The sequence below is a fragment of the Streptomyces paradoxus genome (genome assembly GCF_014202475.1).
GTDB lineage: Bacteria > Actinomycetota > Actinomycetes > Streptomycetales > Streptomycetaceae > Streptomyces > Streptomyces paradoxus.
This window is the reverse complement of sequence record NZ_JACHGV010000007.1, coordinates 147168-167857: the sequence shown is the minus strand read 5'-3', so window position 1 is coordinate 167857 and position 20690 is coordinate 147168. Positions and strand designations below refer to the sequence as shown.

10 protein-coding genes are annotated in these 20690 nt (G+C 69.8%); all 10 read left to right on the top strand.

What is annotated here, in order from left to right:
• Positions 1-51: 51 nt before the first annotated feature.
• The 10 genes from HNR57_RS23365 (at position 52) to HNR57_RS23320 (ending at position 20492) form a co-directional block, all read left to right on the top strand.
• Positions 52-5259: a family 43 glycosylhydrolase gene (locus HNR57_RS23365; RefSeq protein WP_184562486.1), complete on the top strand. Its 5208-nt coding sequence runs from the start codon at positions 52-54 to the stop codon at positions 5257-5259.
• A 218-nt stretch (positions 5260-5477) separates the two neighbouring features.
• Positions 5478-6872 carry a DEAD/DEAH box helicase gene (locus tag HNR57_RS23360; protein ID WP_184562484.1) on the top strand — a complete coding sequence of 465 codons (1395 nt, stop codon included), beginning with the start codon at positions 5478-5480 and terminating at the stop codon, positions 6870-6872.
• A gap of 638 nt (positions 6873-7510) precedes the next feature.
• The gene (locus HNR57_RS23355; protein WP_184562482.1) at positions 7511-10681 is read left to right on the top strand and encodes a putative bifunctional diguanylate cyclase/phosphodiesterase; all 3171 of its coding nucleotides are present in this window, start codon (positions 7511-7513) and stop codon (positions 10679-10681) included.
• 120 nt (positions 10682-10801) lie between these two features.
• Positions 10802-14038, top strand: a complete 3237-nt coding sequence (locus tag HNR57_RS23350; protein ID WP_184562480.1) for an amino acid adenylation domain-containing protein — start codon at positions 10802-10804, stop codon at positions 14036-14038.
• 29 nt (positions 14039-14067) lie between these two features.
• A complete protein-coding gene (locus HNR57_RS23345) occupies positions 14068-14826 on the top strand; it encodes a leucyl/phenylalanyl-tRNA--protein transferase (RefSeq protein ID WP_313674489.1) in 759 nt (252 codons plus the stop codon).
• Between the two features lie 210 nt (positions 14827-15036).
• A complete protein-coding gene (locus tag HNR57_RS23340; protein ID WP_184562476.1) occupies positions 15037-15441 on the top strand; it encodes a response regulator in 405 nt (134 codons plus the stop codon).
• Complete coding sequence (locus HNR57_RS23335; RefSeq protein ID WP_184562474.1) at positions 15441-15815, top strand: response regulator transcription factor; 375 nt, start codon at positions 15441-15443, stop codon at positions 15813-15815. The genes HNR57_RS23340 and HNR57_RS23335 overlap by 1 nt, the downstream gene beginning before the upstream one ends.
• Positions 15812-16912, top strand: a complete 1101-nt coding sequence (locus tag HNR57_RS23330; protein ID WP_184562472.1) for a HEAT repeat domain-containing protein — start codon at positions 15812-15814, stop codon at positions 16910-16912. The genes HNR57_RS23335 and HNR57_RS23330 overlap by 4 nt, the downstream gene beginning before the upstream one ends.
• Positions 16909-18396 (top strand): glycosyltransferase family 2 protein, encoded by a 1488-nt coding sequence (locus tag HNR57_RS23325; RefSeq protein WP_221342908.1) that lies wholly within the window; start codon positions 16909-16911, stop codon positions 18394-18396. Before HNR57_RS23330 ends, HNR57_RS23325 begins: the two co-directional genes overlap by 4 nt.
• Entirely contained in the window at positions 18393-20492 is a 2100-nt protein-coding gene (locus HNR57_RS23320) for an ATP-binding protein (protein ID WP_184562470.1), read from the top strand. The genes HNR57_RS23325 and HNR57_RS23320 overlap by 4 nt, the downstream gene beginning before the upstream one ends.
• Positions 20493-20690: the final 198 nt, after the last annotated feature.

The following is a 20690-nucleotide window of genomic DNA, read 5'->3' as shown; positions in this document are numbered from 1 at the left end:
CCGCCGCCCTGTCCGTCATCGGCCATGCCTCAGCAGAGGACCTCAGAAGACATGACGCACGTCGCACGACTTCGCAGCCGCGCGAGACGTTGGGCGGGCCCTCTCGCCGGACTGACCGCCGCGTCGATGCTGCTCACCCTCGCCGGCCCCACGGTCTCCGCACAGGCGGCCCCGGAGGCCCCGGCGGCCGAAGCCGCGGACATCACCGACGGCCTGGCGCTGTGGTACAAGCTCGACGCCGGCGGCACCGTGCCCGACGCCTCCGGCAACGGCCGCAACGGCACGGTCAGCGGCACCGCCGACTGGCCGGCACCCGGTCAGGGGCTCGCCTTCAACGGCTCGGACACCTACATCAAGGTGCCGGACGACGTCATGAAGGGCATGGACGCGATCACCGTCTCCATGGACGTACTGATCGACTCCACCCAGAGCACGCCCTACTTCCTCTACGGCTTCGGCAACACCAGCGCGGGCAGCGGCAATGGCTACCTGTTCACGACGGGCAACTCCTTCCGCACCTCCGTCGCGACGGGCAACTGGTCCACCGAGCAGACCACCAAGGCGTCCGACTCCCACAACCTGACCCGCGGAGTGTGGAAGCACATCACCTACGCCCAGAGCGGCTCCACGGGCGTGCTCTACGAGGACGGCGTCGAGGTCGGCCGCAACACCTCGGTCACCACCACACCCGGCGCCATCGGCTCCGGCACCACCAGGGCCAACTCCATCGGCAAGTCCGTCTACGACGGCGACAAGCTCTTCAAGGGCCGGATCCGCGACTTCCGGGTGTACGACCGGGCACTGGACGGCCCGGAGGTCGAGCAGCTCTCCCTCCCCGTCGCCACCCAGGGCGTCGCCGACGACAAGGAGGCTCTGAGCCTGGGTGACACCAGCGGCGTCACCGCCGACCTGGACCTGCCGAAGACCGGCCCGGCCGGCGGCTCCGCCATCAGCTGGGACAGCGACAACCCCTCCGTGGTGTCGGACACCGGCAAGGTGACCCGCCCCGAGGCCGGCTCACCCGACGGCCACGCCCGGCTTACCGCGACCTTGAAGAAGGGCACGGTGACCGGCACCAAGACCTTCGACGTCACGGTCCGGCCCGCACTCGACGACGCCGCCGCCACCCGGGAGGCCGCCGAGGCGCTCACGGTGCACAACCTCGACGACGCCCGCGGAAACCTGACCCTGCCCAAGGGCGGCAAGTACGGCACGGCCGTCACCTGGTCCTCCGCGAAGCCGGACGTCGTCTCCGCCGGCGGCGAGGTCCACCGCCCCGCGCACGGCGACGGCGCCACCACCGTCGAGCTGACCGCCACCGTCACCAAGGGCGAGGCGAAGGCGACCCGCGTCATGACGGCCAAGGTGCCCGAACTGCCCGCCGAGGCGGCCCTCAAGGGCTACATGTTCAGCTACTTCACCGGCGAGGGCACCTCCGACGGCGAACAGCTCTACGCCGCCCTCAGCAAGGGCAACGACCCGCTGCACTGGCGCGAGCTGAACGACGGAAAGCCGGTCCTCACCTCCACGCTCGGCGAGAAGGGCCTGCGCGACCCGTTCATCATCCGCTCCCCGGAGGGCGACAAGTTCTACCAGATCGCCACCGACCTCAGGATCTACGGCAACGGCGACTGGGACGCCTCCCAGCGCACCGGCAGCAAGTCCATCATGGTCTGGGAGTCCACCGACCTGGTGCACTGGACGAACCAGCGCCTGGTCAGGGTCTCACCCGACAGCGCGGGCAACACCTGGGCGCCGGAGGCGTTCTATGACGCCGAGCGCGGCGAGTACGTCGTGTTCTGGGCGTCGAAGCTGTACGACAACGCCGACCACTCCGGCGACACGTACAACCGCATGATGTACGCCACCACCCGCGACTTCTACACCTTCAGCGAGCCCAAGGTCTGGATCGACCGCGGCTACTCGGTCATCGACTCCACGATGATCCGGCACGACGGGACGTACCACCGCCTGTCCAAGGACGAGCGGAACAACACCTCCTCCACGCCCAACAGCAAGTTCATCTTCCAGGAGAAGAGCGACTCGATCCTGGACCCGGCCTGGACTCCGGTCGCCGAGGGCATCGGCAAGGGCGCGATGAACGCCGCCGAGGGACCGCTGGTGTTCAAGTCGAACACCGAGGAGAAGTGGTACGCGTTCCTCGACGAGTTCGGCGGCCGCGGCTACATCCCCTTCGAGACGACCGACCTCGACTCCGGCACCTGGACCCCCTCCACCGGCTACGACCTGCCGGCCAAACCCCGCCACGGCACCGTGCTGCCGGTCACCCAGGCCGAGTACGACCGGCTGCTGCGCGCCTACCAGCCCGACCAGATCGTGAAGAGCGTCGAGGACGTCTCCGTGAAGACCGGGGTCGGCCGGGCGCCGGTGCTGCCGGCCACGGTGATCGCCGAGTACGCCGACGGCGTCAAGCGGCCCGTCTCCGTCGCCTGGGAGGACGTCCCGGCGTCGAAGTACGCCCAGGCCGGCACCTTCACCGTCACCGGCAGTCTGCCGGGCGGCGCTGCGATCCCGGTCCGGGCCGAGGTCACCGTGTCCGACGAGGGACCGGACGTCCCGGCGGACCTGCTGCTGCACTACGACTTCGACGAGACCGGCGGCAGCATCGCCCGTGACTCCAGCGGGCACGGCCACCACGGCACGTACGTCCGCACACCCGACTTCGGCACCGGTGTCGAGGGCGGCTCGTTCAAGATGTCCGGCGGCTCGGACTCGCCGTACGTGAAGATCCCCAACGGCGTGCTGAAGAACGCCGGCAGCGTGACGGTGTCGACGTACGCCAAGTGGAAGGGCGGCAGCAGCTTCCAGTGGCTGTTCGGGCTCGGACCCGACAGTGACAAGTACTTGTTCGCCACCCCGTCCAACGGCGGATCCAGCCTCTACTCGGCCATCACGAAGGCCAGTTGGTCAGCCGAGTCGAAGCTGACGGCCGGCTCGCAGCTCACGCCCGGCCAGTGGCGGCACGTCACGGTGACGCTGGACGGCGCCACCGGCACGATGGTCCTGTACGCCGACGGCGTCGAGGCGGCCCGCACGACGACCACCATCAAGCCGTCCGAGCTGTACGACGCGGCCAAGGACCACAGCGGCTACATCGGCCGCTCCCTGTACGCGGCCGACCCGTACTTCGGCGGCGAGGCCGACGACTTCCGCATCTACGACCGTGCCCTCACGGGCGCCGAGGTCATGGAACTCAGCGGCAACACGGCGGGCATCGCCAAGGCGACGCACCCGCAGCTCAAGGTCGACGCGCTCATCGACAACGGCGGCGGCACGATCACCCTGCCGATGAAGGCGGGCACCGATCTCACCGCGCTGGCACCCGAGTTCACGCTCGCCGAGGGCGCGACGATCAGCCCCGCCTCCGGCAGCGTGCGGGACTTCACCGAGCCGGTGACGTACGAGGTCACCGGGTCGGACGGCAAGAAGCGCACCTGGAAGGTCTCGGCGCTGATCATGAAGACCCCGGTCCTGCCGGGCCTGAACGCCGACCCGAACATCGTCCGCTTCGGCGACACCTTCTACATCTACCCGACGACCGACGGCTTCGAGGGCTGGAGCGGCACGCAGTTCAAGGCCTACTCCTCCACGGACCTGGTCCACTGGAAGGACCACGGCGTCATCCTCGACCTGGGTCCCGACGTCAGCTGGGCGGACAGCAGGGCCTGGGCGCCGGCGATGACCGAGAAGGACGGGAAGTACTACTTCTACTTCTGCGCCGACGCGAACATCGGCGTCGCCGTGTCCGACTCGCCCACCGGGCCGTTCAAGGACGCCCTGGGCAAACCACTGCTGAAGGCCGGTGACTTCCGCGGCCAGATGATCGACCCGGCGGTCTTCACCGACGACGACGGCAAGCAGTACCTCTACTGGGGCAACGGCCGCGCCTATGTCGTCCCGCTGGGCTACGACATGACCTCCATCGACACCGCGCAGGTCAAGGACATCACCCCGAGCGGCTACAACGAGGGCACCTTCGTCATCAAGCGCAAGGGCACCTACTACTTCATGTGGTCGGAGAACGACACCCGGGACGAGAACTACCGCGTCGCCTACGCGACCGGCCCCTCACCCACCGGCCCGTGGACCAAGCAGGGCGTCATCCTGGAGAAGGACCTGTCCCTGGGCATCAAGGGCCCGGGCCACCACTCCGTCGTCCACGTCCCCAGCACCGACGACTGGTACATCGCCTACCACCGCTTCGCCATCCCCGGCGGAGACGGCACGCACCGCGAAACCACCGTCGACAAAATGGAGTTCGGCTCCGACGGCCTGATCGAGAAGGTCGTCCCGACCCTCGGCGGCATCGACCCGGTCACCGTCGTCCACGCAGGGCCGGACGCCACCGGCACGGAGGGCGAGCCGATCACGCTCGCCGGCACCGACTCCGGGGCGGGCACGCCGAAGTGGACCGTCCAGGACGGCGCCCCGTGCACGGTCGAGGACCCCGCCGCGGCCCGCACGACCCTCACCTGCACCGACGACGGCACCTTCCGGGTCACCCTGACCGGCGGGCGCGGCAGCGACACCGCGAGTGTCGAGGTCTCCAACGCAGCCCCGTCGATCACCTCCGCCAAGGGCCCGGGCTCGCCCCTCTCGGTGGGCAAGGCCGCCGTCGTCACCGCGTCCTTCGACGACCCGGGCACGAGCGACCGCCACACCTGCACGGTCGACTGGAAGGACGGCAGCCGGCCGACGACCGGCACGGTCACCGACTCCGGCTGCCGCGCCGCACACGTCTACGACGACGCGGGCATCCACCGCCCGGTCGTCACGGTCACCGACGACGACCAGGGCTCGGACAGCACCACGCTCGCCGAGCTGATCGTCTACGACCGTGCCGCCGGGCCCGTCGCCGGCGCCGGCACGATCACCTCGCCGGCCGGTGCCTGCCCGGGCAGGCCGGGGCTCACCGGAAAGGCGGCGTTCACCTTGGCCGCCCAGTACCGGAAGGGAGCCACCGTACCCACCGGCAAGGCCACGTTCGTCTTCGGTCCGGCCAAGCTCACCTTCCGCTCCACCGGCTCCGACTGGCTCGTGGTGAACGGCTCCAGGGCCGTCTACCAGGGCACCGGCACGGTGGGCGGCAAGAGCGGCTACGCCTTCAGAGTCACCGCCACCGACGGCCCGGACACCTTCCGCATCAGGATCTGGAAGAAGTCCACCGGAGACGTCCTCTACGACAACAAGACCGGCGCCAGGACGAAGGGCATCGTCACCATCGGACACCGCGAGTAAGGACGTGCGCCGAGTGGCCGGGACCGGGCCAGGACCCGGTCCCGGCCACTCGGTGGTTCCGGAGCAGTCCGTGACATCGGCCGCGCGGCCCCGGAGTGCCCCGTGCTAGCGTTGGCTGTTTGCCGCTCACTGCGCCGTGACCCGTTCGGTGTCCCTGGCCGGTGACCGCGTCCCCGCCGCGCCTTCCTCGGTACGGTTTCCTCGGAGGAAGGCTTTCCGTGAGCGAATCAGCACCCCGCGATGCCGGGCGACAGGACTCGGCGTTGCCTTCGGCGGCCTCCTTCGCAGGGCTGGGACTCCCGGCCGAGGTTCTGCGAGTGCTCGACGATCACAGTGTGACCGTTCCCTTCCCCATCCAGGAGGCGGCGCTGCCGGCCGCGCTCGCCGGGCGGGACGTCCTGGGCCGGGGCCGCACCGGGTCCGGCAAGACGCTCGCCTTCGGGCTGGGGATGCTCGCCCGGACGGCCGGGCGGCGTGCTCAGCCCAAAGAGCCGCTGGCGCTCGTCCTGGTGCCCACCAGGGAGCTGGCGCAGCAGGTGGGTGAGGCGCTCACCCCGTACGCCGAGGCGCTGGGACTGCGGCTCGCGACCGTGGTGGGCGGAGTGTCCATCGGACGGCAGGCCACCGCGCTGCGGGACGGCGCCGAGATCGTCGTCGCCACGCCCGGCCGGCTGCACGACCTCATCGAGCGCAACGGCTGCCGGCTGGGACGGGTGCGCATCACGGTCTTGGACGAGGCCGACCAGATGTGTGACATGGGGTTCCTGCCGCAGGTCACCGAGATCCTGGACCAGGTGCGTTCCGGCGGGCAGCGGATGCTGTTCTCCGCCACCCTCGACCGCGACGTGGACCAGCTGGTGCAGCGCTACCTTCGCGACCCCGCCGTCCACTCCGTGGACCCCTCGTCCGGCGCGGTGTCCGCGATCGAGCACCACGTCTTCGTCGTGCACGGCCCGGACCGGTACGCAGTGACGACGGAGATCGCCGCCCGGGACGGCCGCGTGCTGCTGTTCCTGGACACCAAGCACGGCGTCGACCAGCTCACGCGGCATCTGCGGGCCAACGGCGTGGCCGCCGCCGCCCTGCACAGTGGGAAGTCCCAGCCGCAGCGCACCCGGACCCTGGCCCAGTTCAGGAACGGTCAGGTCACCTCGCTGGTGGCGACGAACGTCGCCGCACGCGGCCTGCACGTCGACGACCTCGACCTCGTGGTCAACGTCGACCCGGCCACCGATCCGAAGGACTATCTGCACCGCGCGGGCCGCACGGCTCGGGCCGGGCGCTGCGGCACGGTCGTGACCCTCGTCCTGTCGGGGCAGCGCCGTGAGACGAGCCAGGTCATGGCCGACGCCGAAGTTGCTCCCAAGGTCAGTAAGGTGCGGTCCGGCGAGGCGGAGCTGAGCCGGATCACCGGGGCCAGGGCCCCTTCAGGAGAGCCTCTCGACGGCGGGTCGGCCGCATCGCGCCCCAAGAACCACAACGCCCCGTTCCGCGGCCTGGGCAGCGCCAAGGACGCGAAGAGCGGCTCCGGTGGCAGGTCGTCCCGTAAGAGCAGCGAGGCCCGCAAGCTCGCGGAGGCCCGCAGGGCGGCCCGGGTGCGGCGCGGCGGCTGAGCCCGGCGCTCGGACCTCCGGGCGGTGTCTTCTCCCGACACCGCCGGGACGGACGGACCTCCGGGGCCGGGGTACGCCCCGCCGCCGCGCCATGGCTCCGGGAATGACGGCCAGTTCGGGCGCCTGACCGCCGAGCTGTGACAGCGTCATGACGATGCCGCCGATCAGGAACATCGGAAGGCGTGACACGACGGCCGCCGCGGAAAAGAGCCAACTACCTGAAGGAGGAGAGGTTCTGCGGCAGTCGGTCAGCACGGGCCTGCACCCTTCCGTCAGGAGCCGACCGTCGCAGAAACCGGACCGGGTCGGGTCTCCGCGACCTGCATTTTCGCGCATGTCGTGGTATTGCGCGAGGCGACGCCGTATCTCGCTGCAAGCGTGCGAGAAAGAGCAATCCCGGTAAGCTGGATGAGGGCACGTCGATGCCTCGGTGCAGAAGTAGCCAGCATAACGGTGAGCGTGTATACCGGAGGCCATGTTCACCGGAAAACGTGTTCACAGGCGATCAGGGTCGAGTCCCGGCCCGGGCCGGGCAATTCTCCTTCGTCAGCTCGGTTTCACTGGCCTCTTCGCCGCACCGGTGCCGTTCGCCCAGCTCACCCCGCCCGACAAATGGTCCTCTCAGGAGGTTAGTTGGGATGAACGCGCGACTGCGAAGCCAAACTGCGATGGTCGTTGTCAGCTCATGTATCGTCGTGCTGACGGCGCTCTACTACGCATTTCCGGAACAGCGGCTGCTCTTCCTCGCCATTGGAGCGACCGGCGTCTTCGGTATCGTCCTCGGTGTCTTTCTCAACCATCCGGCGCATCGACTCCCCTGGCTGCTTCTCGCCGCGGGTAATTTCGCCTTCGCCGCAGGCCAGGCCACCCAGATCATTCTCATCCAGTTGCTCAACGAAGAGATCCCGTTCCCGTCGATCGCTGACGGCTTCTATCTCGCGGCATATCCGCTCTATGCGGCAGGACTCCTGGGCTTTGTGCACTGGCGCACGAGTTGGCGCGACCGGGCGAGCCTCGTCGACGCGCTGACGCTGACCGTCGGCCTGGCGTTGCTGTCGTGGCTCTTCCTCATCGATCCGTACGCCCGCGCCGCAGGTCTCACCTGGGTGCAGAAGGCGTTCGCCATCGCCTATCCGCTCGGTGACATCCTCGTCCTGGCGATGCTGCTGCGGCTGCTCGTCGGCCGTGGCGGCAAGAGCCGCTCGCTCATGCTGCTCACCGCGGGCACCGTCGGCCTGCTCACCGCCGACGTGCTGTACGGCCTGATCCAGCTGAACGGGACGTGGCGCACGGGGAGCGCGGTCGAACTCGGCTGGGCCGTCCTGTACGGCGCCTGGGCGGCTGCCGCGCTCCATCCGTCCATGCGCTTGCTGACGCAGCCGCTGCCATGGCGAGCCGAGACCGGCACGGGCCGGCTGGCCCTGCTCACTCTGGCGTCGCTCATCGCGCCCGCCATCCTCCTGACGGAGGCGGTGCGGGGCGTGAGGTCCAACGTCGGCGTCATCGGGGTCTTCTCCGCGGTGCTCTTCCTCCTCGTGCTCTACCGCCTGGCGGGGGTGGTGGCGACCCACCGGCGGGCGGTCGGCCGGGAGAAGGCGCTGCGCAACGCGGTGTCGGCGCTGGGCGGAGCGGGCGAGCTGCGGGACGTGGCCGAGGCAGTCCACTCCGCGGTGACGCAGCTGATGCCGGTCGGCCCGCCCCGTTCCGCGCTGCTCACCCTGCCGGACAGCACACTCTGGGTGAACGGGGCCCACAGCGTCCTACGCGGGCCCCTGGCCACGCGGGCGACCGCAGCCGTACGGGAACTGATCGCGTCCGGCGAGAACCGCCTGGTGGCCCTCGACGGTGTGGGGCCCGCCCTTGTCGACCACCTCACGGTTGAGCCGACCCGCAACGACCACGCGCTGGTCTGCCGGCTGGCCGCGCAGGGTCATCCCTCGGACGACCCGCTGATCGGGGTGCTGATCGTGGCGGGGCAGGAGCACGACCTGGTCGTGCTCCGCGACACGCTGGTGACGCTCGCCGCGCAGGCCGCACTTGCCGCGCAGCGGGTCACCCTCGCCCACGAGGTCAACCGGCGCAACAGCGAGATGTACTTCCGCACGCTGGTGCAGAACGCCTCGGATGTCATCCTGATCCTCGACGAGGACGACCGGGTCCGTTACGCCAGCCCCTCCGCCGACCAGGTCCTCGGCCTGCCGGACCTGGAGGGCGCCCTCCTCGTCGATCTGGTACCACCGCAGGACAGTCGCGCGGTGGTCGAGACGCTCGGCCGGATACGCAGGGGCGAGCCGCAGACCGGGCGCGAACACTGGCGCGTGCTCCGCGGCGACCGGTCGTCCATCGAGGTCGAGCTGAAGTGGAGCGACCTGCGGGAGGAGGCGACCGTCGGTGGAGTGGTGCTCACCTTGCGGGACGTGACCGAACAGCGCAAACTCGAGCGCGAACTCACCCACCAGGCGTTCCATGACTCGCTCACCAATCTGGCCAACCGCGTGCTCTTCCAGGACCGGGTCAACCACGCCCTGGCACAGGCTCAGCGTGACGGCACGGTGGTCGGCGTGCTCTTCATCGACGTGGACGACTTCAAGGTCGTCAACGACATCCACGGCCACGGTGTGGGCGACGAACTCCTGGTCGCGCTGTCACTCCGGCTGCAGACGACCGTCCGTGCCTCCGACACCGCCGCGCGCATCGGCGGTGACGAATTCGCACTGCTCGTGGAGGGCTCCGTCGGGACAGAGGGCGTGGAGCGCTTCACCGAACACGTGATGGGCGTGTTCGACGAACCGTTCCGGCTCAGTGTGGGGCCGATGAGCACGTACGCCAGCATCGGCGTCGCGACGACGGAAGACAGCATCGACTCGGTCGAACTGCTGACACACGCCGATCTCGCGCTGTACTCGGCGAAGACGGCGGGCAAGCGCCAATGGCGCCGCTACCACCCGGAACTGCAGAGCGGCATGGCCGAGCGCGCCAATCTGCAGGAGGCCCTGGACAGTTCGTCGATCGAGACGTCGTTCCTGGTGCTCTACCAGCCCATCGTGGAGCTGGCCAGTGGTCAGATCGCCGGCTTCGAGGCGCTCGTTCGCTGGCCCCACTCCACGCGCGGCATGGTTCTGCCGGAGCAGTTCATCACGCTGGCCGAGGAGAGCGGGCAGATCGTCCCCCTGGGCGCCTGGGTGCTCGACCAGGCCGCGGCCGAGGCGGTCCGTTGGGAGGGCTCCGTCCTGCGCGACGGGACGGCCGGTCGCAAACCGCCGTACATCAGCGTGAATGTGTCACCGCGACAGTTCCGGGACGACGACTTCTACAACGTGGTCCGGCGCGCCCTGGATCTCTCAGGCATCGAACCGACGTCTCTCGTGCTGGAACTGACCGAGAGCGTGCTGATGTACAACGACGAGCGTATTCGGGGCGAGATGAATGCGCTCACAGAGCTCGGCATTCGTATTGCGATCGACGATTTCGGAACGGGCTACTCGTCGTTGAGCTATCTGCGTGAGTTCCCCATCTCGATACTCAAGATCGACAAATCGTTCGTCGATGAACTCGGGCGATCGCCGGAACAGTACGCCCTCGTCGAGGGCATCGCACATCTCGCGGACACGCTCGGCCTCACGGTCATCGCCGAAGGGGTGGAGAACGTGAGGCAGCAGGAGTTGCTGATCTCCATGGGCTGCCGGTTGGCGCAGGGCTATCTCTTCGCAGAACCGGTCAGTGCCGAGGAGGCGGGGCAACTGGTCCTCGCACCGCCGCTCGGCAGTCTGGCCGAATTGCCTGTGAGGCCCGCGGAAGGGAACCAGTGATGGCGGCGGCCCCTTCCCGCCAGGAGTTCAGATCGTGCTCCGCAGGACGCCGCGCGAGGCAGGAGGCTCGAGGTGACGGAACGTGATCCTCGGACGGCAGAGTCGGTTGCACCGTGCGTCGTGCTGCGCAACGACGAGGAGCAGTACGCGGTCTGGCCCGCGGACCGCCGGATTCCGGCCGGGTGGCATCGGATCGGCGGACCGGAGTCCGACACGTGGTGCGGGGCTCTGGTCGAGCGCCTTTGGACCGACATGCGGCCCGCGAGTGCCCGCGCCGAGCGGTCACCGGAGACCTGGCCGGGCAGTGTGCCCGAGCTGGTGCGGGAGCGAGCGACGCGTGAGCCGTCCGCTCTCGCGGTGCTCTCGGACGACGGTCGGCTCAGCTACGCCGAGCTGAGCGGTCGCGCCGACCGGCTTGCCGACCGGTTGCGGGAGTGGGGCGTCGGCCCGGAGTGCGTCGTCACCGTGTGCCTTGACCGCGTGCCCGAGCTGATCGTCACCCTGCTGGCGGTGCTGGGATCCGGAGGCGCGTTTCTGCCGCTCGACCCGGCGACCCCGCCGCAACGGATGGTCACACTGGTCGGTGAGACCGGTTCACGCCTCATCATCACGAGCCGCGAGCACGCCCCGATGTTCGCCGGGTGCGAGGCACGGATCGTCCACGCCGAGGCGGCCGAGGAACCGGCTGCGAAGGAGCCGCCGGAGGCGTCGCGGCCGACACCCGGCCCCGGTCCGGACGACCTCGCCTACGTGATCTACACCTCCGGTTCCACCGGGCCGCCCAAGGGGGTGATGATCAGCCACCGGTCGCTGGCCCACTCCCTCACGGCGGTGGTCCGGGCCTACGAACTGACGCCCTCCGACCGGGTGCTGCACGCCGCGGCGCTCGGCTTCGACACCTCACTGGAGCAGATCTTCGCCACGCTGATCAGTGGCGCGACGCTCATCCTCGCCGGAACCCCGACGTGGGCGCCCACCGACCTGCTGCGCCGCCTGCCCGAGTACGGGATCACCGTCGCCGACCTGCCCCCCGCGTACTGGCACCGGGTCGTCTCCGTCGCGGACCGCAGCGAGATGCTCGCGTCGCTGAGGCTCACCATCGTCGGCGGTGAGATCGTCACCGCGAAGGACTGCCGCGCCGTTCTGCGCAAGATCCCCGGCGTACGGCTCGTCAACGCCTACGGGCTCACCGAGACCACCATCACCTCCACGCTCTGCGAACTGAATCAGGAAGTGCTCGCCGCGCCGGACACTGCCGTCGCCCCGGTCGGCCGGCCCCTGGAGGGGAGTCACGTCCATGTGCTCGACGCCGATCTGCGCCCGGTGCAGCCGGGCGAGCGCGGTGAGATCTACATCGGGGGGCAGGGTCTGGCGCGCGGCGTCTGGCGTCAACCCGCCCTGACCGCACGGCAGTTCCTGCCCGATCCGCACGGCTGTGCGCCGGGGGACCGTATGTATCGCACCGGGGACCTGGGCCGCCGGCGCCCGGACGGCAACCTGGAGGTGCTGGGCAGGGTCGACGACCAGATGAAGATCCGCGGGTTCCGGGTGGACCCGGCGGAGATCGAGGCCGCGCTCGTCTCCCGTCCGGAGGTCGGCCAGGCGATGGTGGTGGCCCGGACGCGTGACAACGGCGACCGGGACCTGGTCGCCTACTACACGCCCGCCTCGCCGCCGACCGGCGGCGAGGCCGCGCAGCGCGCACGGCTGCGGTCTGCACTCAGCGAGGTCCTGCCGGGCTACATGATCCCGGCGGCCTTCCACGCGGTGGAGCGGCTGCCCGTCGCGCCCAGCGGAAAGCTCGACCGCAAGGCCGTACCGGAATCCGGGGCCGCGCCGATGACGACGGACGGCGCCGACGACCGTCCGGTGGTGCAGGGGATGGCCCAGCTGTGGTGCCAGATCCTGGGTGTGGACTACGTCCGTCCGCACGATGACTTCTTCGAGCTGGGCGGCAACTCGCTGCTGGCCATGGAGATGCTCGCCCGGACCCGCGTCGTATTCGGCATCGGCGTCACGCAGATCCGCGACCTGACCCGTTCACTGCTGCGGCAGCCGATGCTCGCCGCGTTCGCCGAATCCGTGCGCCAGGCACGCGCCGGCACGCTGACCCGCCCGGGCGGTTTGAGCGTCGACTTCGCCTCGGAGACCGATCGGCGCATTCCGGAGGTGGGCCGTGACGGGCCGGCTCCGGATCACCGCCGCTCCGGTGACGTCCTTCTCACCGGGGCGACGGGATTCTGCGGCGCCCACATGATCGACGAGCTGCTGCGCAGCACGACGGGACGGATCCTTTGCCTGGTCAGGGCCTCGGACGAGCGGCACGGCATGGAGATGATCCGCGCGAGCCACCAGCGGTACGTCCTCAGGGATCTGTCCAGCACGCGCGTGCAGCCGGTCGTCGGCGACCTGGGCAAGCCCGGACTGGGGCTGCCTCCCGGCCGGTTCGAGGAGCTGGGATCGACCATCGACGCCGTCTACCACTTCGGCGCCCAGGTCAACTTCATCTACCCGTACCACGAGTTGCGCGCGGTCAACGTCGACGGAACATACGAGATCATCCGCCTCGCCGCAGGCAGGGCCGTCCCCGTCCACTTCGCCTCCAGCATGGCGGTGCTCGCCGGATTCGGGCCAGCCGGGGTGCACGAGGTGACCGAGAGCACGCCGCTGGACTTTGCGGAGTATCTGTCGGTCGGATACGTGGAGACCAAGTGGGTCGCCGAAGCGCTGCTGAAGAAGGCATCCGGCGCGGGATTGCCGGTCGCCGTCTACCGTCTGATGGACATCGCGGGCAGCAGCGGAACCGGCGTGATGAACACCAACAGTGAGATGGCCGCCCTCATCCGCTTCATCGCGCGGACCGGTCTGTGCCCTGACGTCCGGCTGCCGCTGGACTTCCTGCCGGCCGATCGCCTCGTCCGCGCGATCGGACACATCTCCACCCGCCGTCCCCCGCGCGGCGAGGTCTATCACCTCACCAACCCCCGTCCCGCACTGCTCGGTTCGCTGGCCGAGCGCATGCGCCAACGGGGGTATCCGGTCCAGGAGATCCCGTACGCAGAGTGGATCGCCGCTCTGGTGAAGTATGCGGCCGGACACCCCACCGACGCGATAACACCGTTCGTCCCGCTCTTCGTCGACCTGTGCCACGGCGCCGACATCACCGTGAGCGAGATGTACTTCCAGGGGGTTTTCCCGGAGTTCACCCGCGACAACGCGGAGCGGGCACTGGTGGACGCCGGGATCGGCATTCCGCCCGTGGACACGCAGATGATGGACCGCTTCATCGACTTCCTGCAACAGGCCGAGCAGGCAGGGCCGGTGACCGACCGGGGGCAGGGAGCGGCACGGTGGTGACGCGGTGCCCTGGATGGGATGCGCTGGACGTGTTGGGAGCGGCCGCCGACGGCCCGGTGGCCTTCTCCGCCGACCTCAGCCCCGCCGGCCTCCTGGCGGCGTACCGCGCCGGGGTCTATCCGTTCCCGGCATCCGACGAGTACACCCGTGCCCTCAATGAGGTGGTCTTCGCCGATCAGGTGCAGGAGGGTCGCATCCCGCTCGTGGGGGAGCAGGAGCCGGCCGATCCCTTCGCCGTTTCCTGGTGGTCACCCGACCCCAGGCCGGTGCTGCCCGTCCCTGCCGCGCATCTCAGCCGTAGCCTCGCCCGGCGGCTGCGCAACGGGCTGCCGTGGTCGACCAGCCTGGACCAGGGGTTCGAGCGGGTCGTGCGCGAATGCCGCGGCGACCGTGTCCCGCTGTGGCTCACCGAAGAGCTGATCGCAAGCCTGGTCCGCCTGCACGAGCTGGGTCATGCTCACAGCGTCGAGGTGTGGGAGGAGGGCGATCTGATCGGCGGCGTCTTCGGCCTCAGGATCGGCTCGGTCTTCAGCATGGACTCGATGTTCTTCCAGCGTCCCGGCGCCTCGAAGGTGGCGGTGAGCGACCTCGCCGCGCGTTTCGCGCAGGCCGGCGGCGAGCTGCTGGACGCGCAGCGGGACAGCCCGCACGTCCGCGATCTCGGCGGCATCCTCATGCCGCGAGCGCAGTACGTGCGACGCCTTCGCCGCACCGTGCCTGACAGCCTCCCGATGCCCACCGCCACGTTGCCCGCCCGCCGCCTCGCCAGGACCGCGGGATCACGCTGACCTTGTTCGTCGCGCTGCCCGGCGCCCTGGAGGCATGACGCCCGGGTCCACCGGCTCCGGGTGATGGGCGTCAGGCGCCCCTCGGGCGCGGCGTATGCCTCGGGCCGGGGCTGCCCTGCCTTCCTCGCGGAGTGCCCCGAATGGGGCCAGTGGGTCATATGTGGTGAAGGTTAACTAACGGTTCTAACCTGTGACTGACAGTCCGACTTCGTGGACAGGACGGTGATGTTCCCACCTCGCGTACTCGTCATCGACGACGACCAGGATGTGAGCGCTCTGCTGGAGCGGCACTTCCGCGAGCGGGGATGCCCCGTGGCCGTCGCGCACTCGGGCGAAGAGGGGCTCGGCCTCGCCTTTGCCGATCCGCCGGACATCGCGGTCATCGACGTGATGCTGCCCGGCATCGACGGACGGGAGGTCGTCCGCAGGCTGCGGGCGGACGACCGGACGAGGAGATGCCGTCTCGTTGTCACCTCGGTGCTCGACCCGGAAGATCTGAACGGCCTCGCGGACGAGGTGCTGCCCAAGCCGTTCCGGCAGTCGGCCGTGGTGCGGCTCGTTGACTCCTACCGGGGCTCTGTGGCCCAGGAGTCCCAGGAGTCCCAGGAGGAGTAATGGCTCATGTCCTGATCGCTGACGACGACGCGGACATCCGGGATCTGGTGGCGTTCAAGCTGACCCAGAGCGGTCACCAGGTCACGGCCGTGGAAGACGGCATGGCGGCGCTCCGGGCAGCGCGTGAGAACACCGTGGACCTGGCACTGCTCGACATCCGGATGCCGGGCATGTCGGGCCTGGACGTGTGCCGGGAGCTGCGCGCCATGGCCCAGACCGCGACACTCCCCGTCATCATGATCACCGCCCGCTCTCAGGAAGCGGACGTCGAGGTCGGCTTCGCGGCGGGAGCCGACGACTACATCATCAAGCCGTTCAGCCCGCGAGAGCTCTCCAGCAGGGTCACCGCGGTGCTCAACCGGGTGGAACGGTGATTTCCGCCGGCCTCGTCCGTGGCGCGCTGCTGGGCCTGCTGGCCGTCGTCCTGGCACTGAGCCTGCTGATCGTCGCCAACCGTTTCGTCCGCAGGCACCGAGAGCGCAGACGCGAGCGGATCGCGGCACCGGTGCGCGGCTCCCTGCTGGAGCTTCTGTGCGCGGAGGGGGATGAGCAGACCGAGTTGCTGAACCGGCTGGCGGAGATCGACAGACGGACCTGGGCCGCCCTGGAGCCGACCCTTACCACGCTGCTAGGCAAGGTCGCCGGTGGGGCCCGCGCGGCGCTGGTGCGCCTGTACGAGCTGCGCGGGGCCGCCGTGGACGCCGTCACCGAACTGTCGAGCCGCAGCGCGGCCCGGCGGGGGCGCGCCGCGCAGGTGCTCGGTCAGCTCAGCCACCGCCCCGCCGCCCCGTCGCTGTGCCGTCTGCTGGCCGATCGCGACCCCGAGGTACGCCTGGCCGCCACCCGGGCGCTGGGCCGGTGCGGGGGGCCGGAGGCCGTGCCGTACCTGCTGGAGTCCCTCTACGGACCGCGGGCCGTGCCGCCCGCCGCGGTCATCAGGGCGCTGGTCTCCCTGGGGCCGCAGGCACAGCGGAGTGTGGCCGCGGGGCTGGAACACCCGCAACCTCTCGCCAGAGCCGTGGCCATCGAGGTCCTCGGCGCGACCGGCGTGGTCTCCCATACATCCGAGATCGCCCGTGCACTGCGCGAGGACCCCCAGATCGAAGTCCGCGTCAAAGCGGCACGCGCGCTGGGCAGACTGTGCATGCCCGAGGGCCTGGAGCCGCTGCTGGCGGCCGTCCGGCCCGGTCGGCCGGTCGCCCTGCGCATGGTGGGCGCCGGAGCCCTCGGCACTCTGGGAGCCGTCGCCGCGACGGGCCCGCTGGCGGAGCTGCTCGGCGACCCCGACCGGCATGTGGCCGCCACCGCGGCTCGCGCACTGTTGCAGCTCGGCCCGGAAGGACGGGCCGAGCTGCACGCGGCGGCCGACGACCGCTCCCGCGGACCGGCCGCCGCCCAGGCCAGAGCCGTGCTCGCCGAATCGGCTGTCGGGGCCGCCCGCCACGACGTTCGCGCCGAGGTGGCGCTGTGAGCGTGGCGACCGGCGAACCGTGGGCGTCGCTACTGGGCGCGCTGCACACGGTGATCACTGTGTGCGACAGCGTGGTGATCGTGTACTTCCTGGCCATCAACACCAGTTATCTGGTGCTGATCCTCATCGCCCTCGGGGAGTTCGTCAGAACGCTGCGCAGGGCTCCCTTCGCGGGCCATGACGAGGCCGCCACCAGTCCTCTCACCCCACCCGTTTCCGTGATCATGCCCGCGCACAACGAAGCGGCCGGCATCGCCGAAGCGGTACGGGCCATGCTGCTGCTGCGCTACCCGGAGTTCGAGGTCGTCGTCGTCGACGACGGCTCCATCGACGGCACGCTGGACGCCCTGCGGGAAGCCTTCGACCTGGCCGAGGTGGAGTACGTGGTGCCCGACGACATCCCCGTACGCGGCGGGGTCACCTCAGTCCATCTGCCCAGGGGCGGCCCGGTACGCCTTGTGGTGGCCCGCAAGGACAACGGCGGCAAGGCCGACGCGCTCAACGTCGGAATCAACCTGGCGCGCTACCCGCTGGTGTGCATGGTGGACGCCGACTCGATCCTCGACTCCGAGGCGCTGCTCGCGGTGGCCAAACCGTTCTGTGACGATCCGCAGCGGGTGGTCGCCTCCGGCGGCGTGGTCGGCCTCGCCAACGGCTGCACCGTCGTGGCGGGACGGGTGGTCGAGGCGCGTGTGCCCCCGGACCTGCTCGGACGCGTTCAGGTCGTCGAGTATCTGCGCGCCTTCCTGCTCGGCCGCACCGGATGGTCCAAGCTCGGCAGCCTGCTCATCATCGCCGGGGCCTTCGGTCTCTTCCGCAAGGACGCGGTCGTGGCGGTCGGAGGGATGGACCCGGACTGCATCGGCGAGGACGCCGAACTGGTCATCCGCCTGCACAAGCACATGCGCGAGCAGGGCCGCGACTACCGCATCGTCTTCGTCGCCGAGCCGATCTCCTGGAGCGAGGCGCCCTCGAAGCTGAAGGTCCTGGCCCACCAACGGCGGCGCTGGCACCGCGGCCTGACGGAGATCCTGCTCAAGCACCGCCGCATGATCGGTAACCCCCGCTACGGCCGGATCGGCCTGCTGGCACTGCCCTTCTACGTGGTCTTCGAACTGCTGGCCCCGCTGGTGGAGCTCGCGGGGCTGGTTCTCGTGCCCCTGGGCGTCCTGATGGGCGCGGTGAACGCGGACTTCCTGTGGCGCTTCCTGGTCGTCGCCTACATCTACGCCGTCGTCGTCGGCATGGTGTCGGTCGCGGTGGAGGAGTACGCCTTCCACCGGTTCACGCGGTGGCGGGACGTCTGGGGAGGCCTCGTCGGGGTGGTGGCCGAGAACATCGGATACCGCCAGCTGACAGCGTGGTGGCGGCTGCGCGGCATGTGGGACGGGTTGCGCAAGTCCCCCCAGGTGTGGGGGGCCATGACCCGGGCCGGATTCGAATCTCCCGGCCAGGTGAGGGAGAAAGGAGGTGATCGTGTATGACCCGTGCCTTCGGACAGGACGGCGGCCGGGTGGCGCACCGGCTCGGCCTCGCATTCGGACTGCTGACCCTGCTGATCGCCCTGTGCGGGGCCAGCACGCTGATCGGCGCGCTGGCGCTGGAAAGCCAGCGCGACCGGATCACCGACCAAGTGCTCCCCGCCCAGGACGACAACGTGCGCCTGCTCAACGCGGGTATCAGCGCGCAGCGTTCGATGCGGGGCTACCTGGTCACGGGCGACCGGAGTGAGCTCGCTGCCTTCCGTGCGGCCCGGGAGAGCATCGCGTCGATCAGCGGCGACGTCCGTGCGCACAAGGTCTTGGACGAAGAAGATCTCACGACGCAGCAGCGGCAGATCGAGGCGTATCTGCGCGTTGCGGACGACCAGGCGAAGACCACCCCGGGCAGCGCGCGGGCCGTCACGCTCACCCGTGAGGCCTCTCAGCGCTTCAACGCGTTCGAGGTGACCAACGCCCGCCTGGATGAACGGATGAGCGAAGAAGAGCAGCGTCTGGAGGACCGCGCCGACACCGCGATCCGGGCGGGCATCGCCGGGTTCGGCACCGCACTGGTCGCGGCCCTCGCCCTGGCCGTGTACACGTCGGTGCACACCACGCGCGCCCTGACCGGGCCGTTGCGGAGAACCGAGCGGACGCTCGGCCGGCTCACCGCCGGAGACCATGCGGCCCGGGCCGAGGTGACGGGGCCGGAGGAGATTCGGGCGGTGGCGCGGTCCGTCAACCTGCTCGCGGACCAGAGGGACCGGCTGCGCGCGGTCGAGCTGGAACGGCAGCGACTGTCGACGGTCGCGAAGGAGACCGGCATCAGGATCAGGGACCGCCTCGACGTCGGCTACGTTCTCGACGAGGCGTGCAACGGCATCGGCGAGGTCCTCGCCGCAGACTACGTCTTCATCCTCCTCGCCGAGGACGGCGGCTCCGGATTTCCCCTGGCCCGGGTCTGGTCCGCGGAGCGGGGCCTGCTGTCCGACGACGAGCGAAGGGGCATCCCGACGCTCCCGGCCGACGTGGTCCGCGACCACTACCGGCGGGGAACGCCCTGGCTGGCCACCGACCTGTCCCAGTACGTGTCGGACACCAGGCCCATGCCAGGTGCCCCCGGCTCATTCGGGAAGACCGGTATGCCGGCAGAGAACCGCGCCGCCGCGGCGGCGCTGGGCCTGGACTCGGCGGTGATCATCCCCATCGGGGTGGGAGAGGAACCGATCGGTGCCGTGTCCGTGGCCCGAACCAGCGCAGACCGCCCCTGGCGTCCGGTGGACGTCGAATTCGCCGAGTCCATGGCGGGCGGCGTCGGCCGGGCGCTGCACACCGCCCTTCTCTACGAGAAGGAGTCAGGCCTGGTGGACAAACTGCGCGCCCTGGACAAGGCCAAGAGTGACTTCCTGTCCACCGTCTCCCATGAGCTGCGCACCCCGCTGACCAGCATCGTGGGATACATCGAGCTGCTGAAGGACGAGGACACCGATCCGCTCTCCCCGTCCCAGCTGCGCATGCTGGACGTCGTCGACCGCAACGCCAACCGGCTGCGGGCACTGATCGAGGACCTGCTCACGCTCTCCAGGATCGAGTCGGGAGCGTTCTCCTCCTACAAGGCACCGATCGACCTGCGGCAGCTGGTGACTTCGGCGGCCGACGCGATGAGACCGGCCGCCGAGGCCGCCTCGGTCGGACTGGAGACGTACTGCCCCGAGCAGCCGCTGGTGCTGGAGGCGGACGGTGAACAACTCGACCGGGTTCTGATGAACCTGCTGTCCAACGCGGTGAAGTTCACCCGCGGCGGCGGGACGGTCAGCGTACGGGCCGACGCGCAGGACGGGGAGGCGGTTCTGAGCGTGAGCGACACCGGCATCGGCATCCCCGCGGCCGAGCAGGAGAAGCTCTTCCAGCGGTTCTTCCGCGCCTCGAACGCCACCGAGCAGGCCATCCCGGGAACCGGACTGGGGCTGACCATCGTGCACACGATCGTGGCGAACCACGGCGGCCGGACGCAGGTGCGCTCCGAAGAGGGCCGGGGTACCACGATCACCACCTGGCTGCCGCTCAGTGGTACGGACGGTGCGGCGGACTCCGCCTGAACGGCGCTGTCGTCGGTGACGGCCCGCTGCCACGACTTGGCGTCGCATTCGAAGATTGAAGGGCAGTCAGAGGGCTGTCACCAAAGCCATGGAATGCGGGTGCCCGGCAACCGGGCTCCCCGAACGCCGCAGCCCGACCGCAACCCGTTCAACCTCTGCTCCCTCGATTTGCGATCTTCAGTGGTTCATTCTTTGCTT

Excerpts from the sequence above, each read along its gene's own strand:
- HNR57_RS23335 (WP_184562474.1), top strand. The coding sequence starts at position 15,441 with ATGGCTCATGTCCTGATCGCTGACGACGACGCGGACATCCGGGATCTG.
- HNR57_RS23365 (WP_184562486.1), top strand. The coding sequence starts at position 52 with ATGACGCACGTCGCACGACTTCGCAGCCGCGCGAGACGTTGGGCGGGC.
- HNR57_RS23355 (WP_184562482.1), top strand. The coding sequence starts at position 7,511 with ATGAACGCGCGACTGCGAAGCCAAACTGCGATGGTCGTTGTCAGCTCA.
- HNR57_RS23320 (WP_184562470.1), top strand. The coding sequence starts at position 18,393 with ATGACCCGTGCCTTCGGACAGGACGGCGGCCGGGTGGCGCACCGGCTC.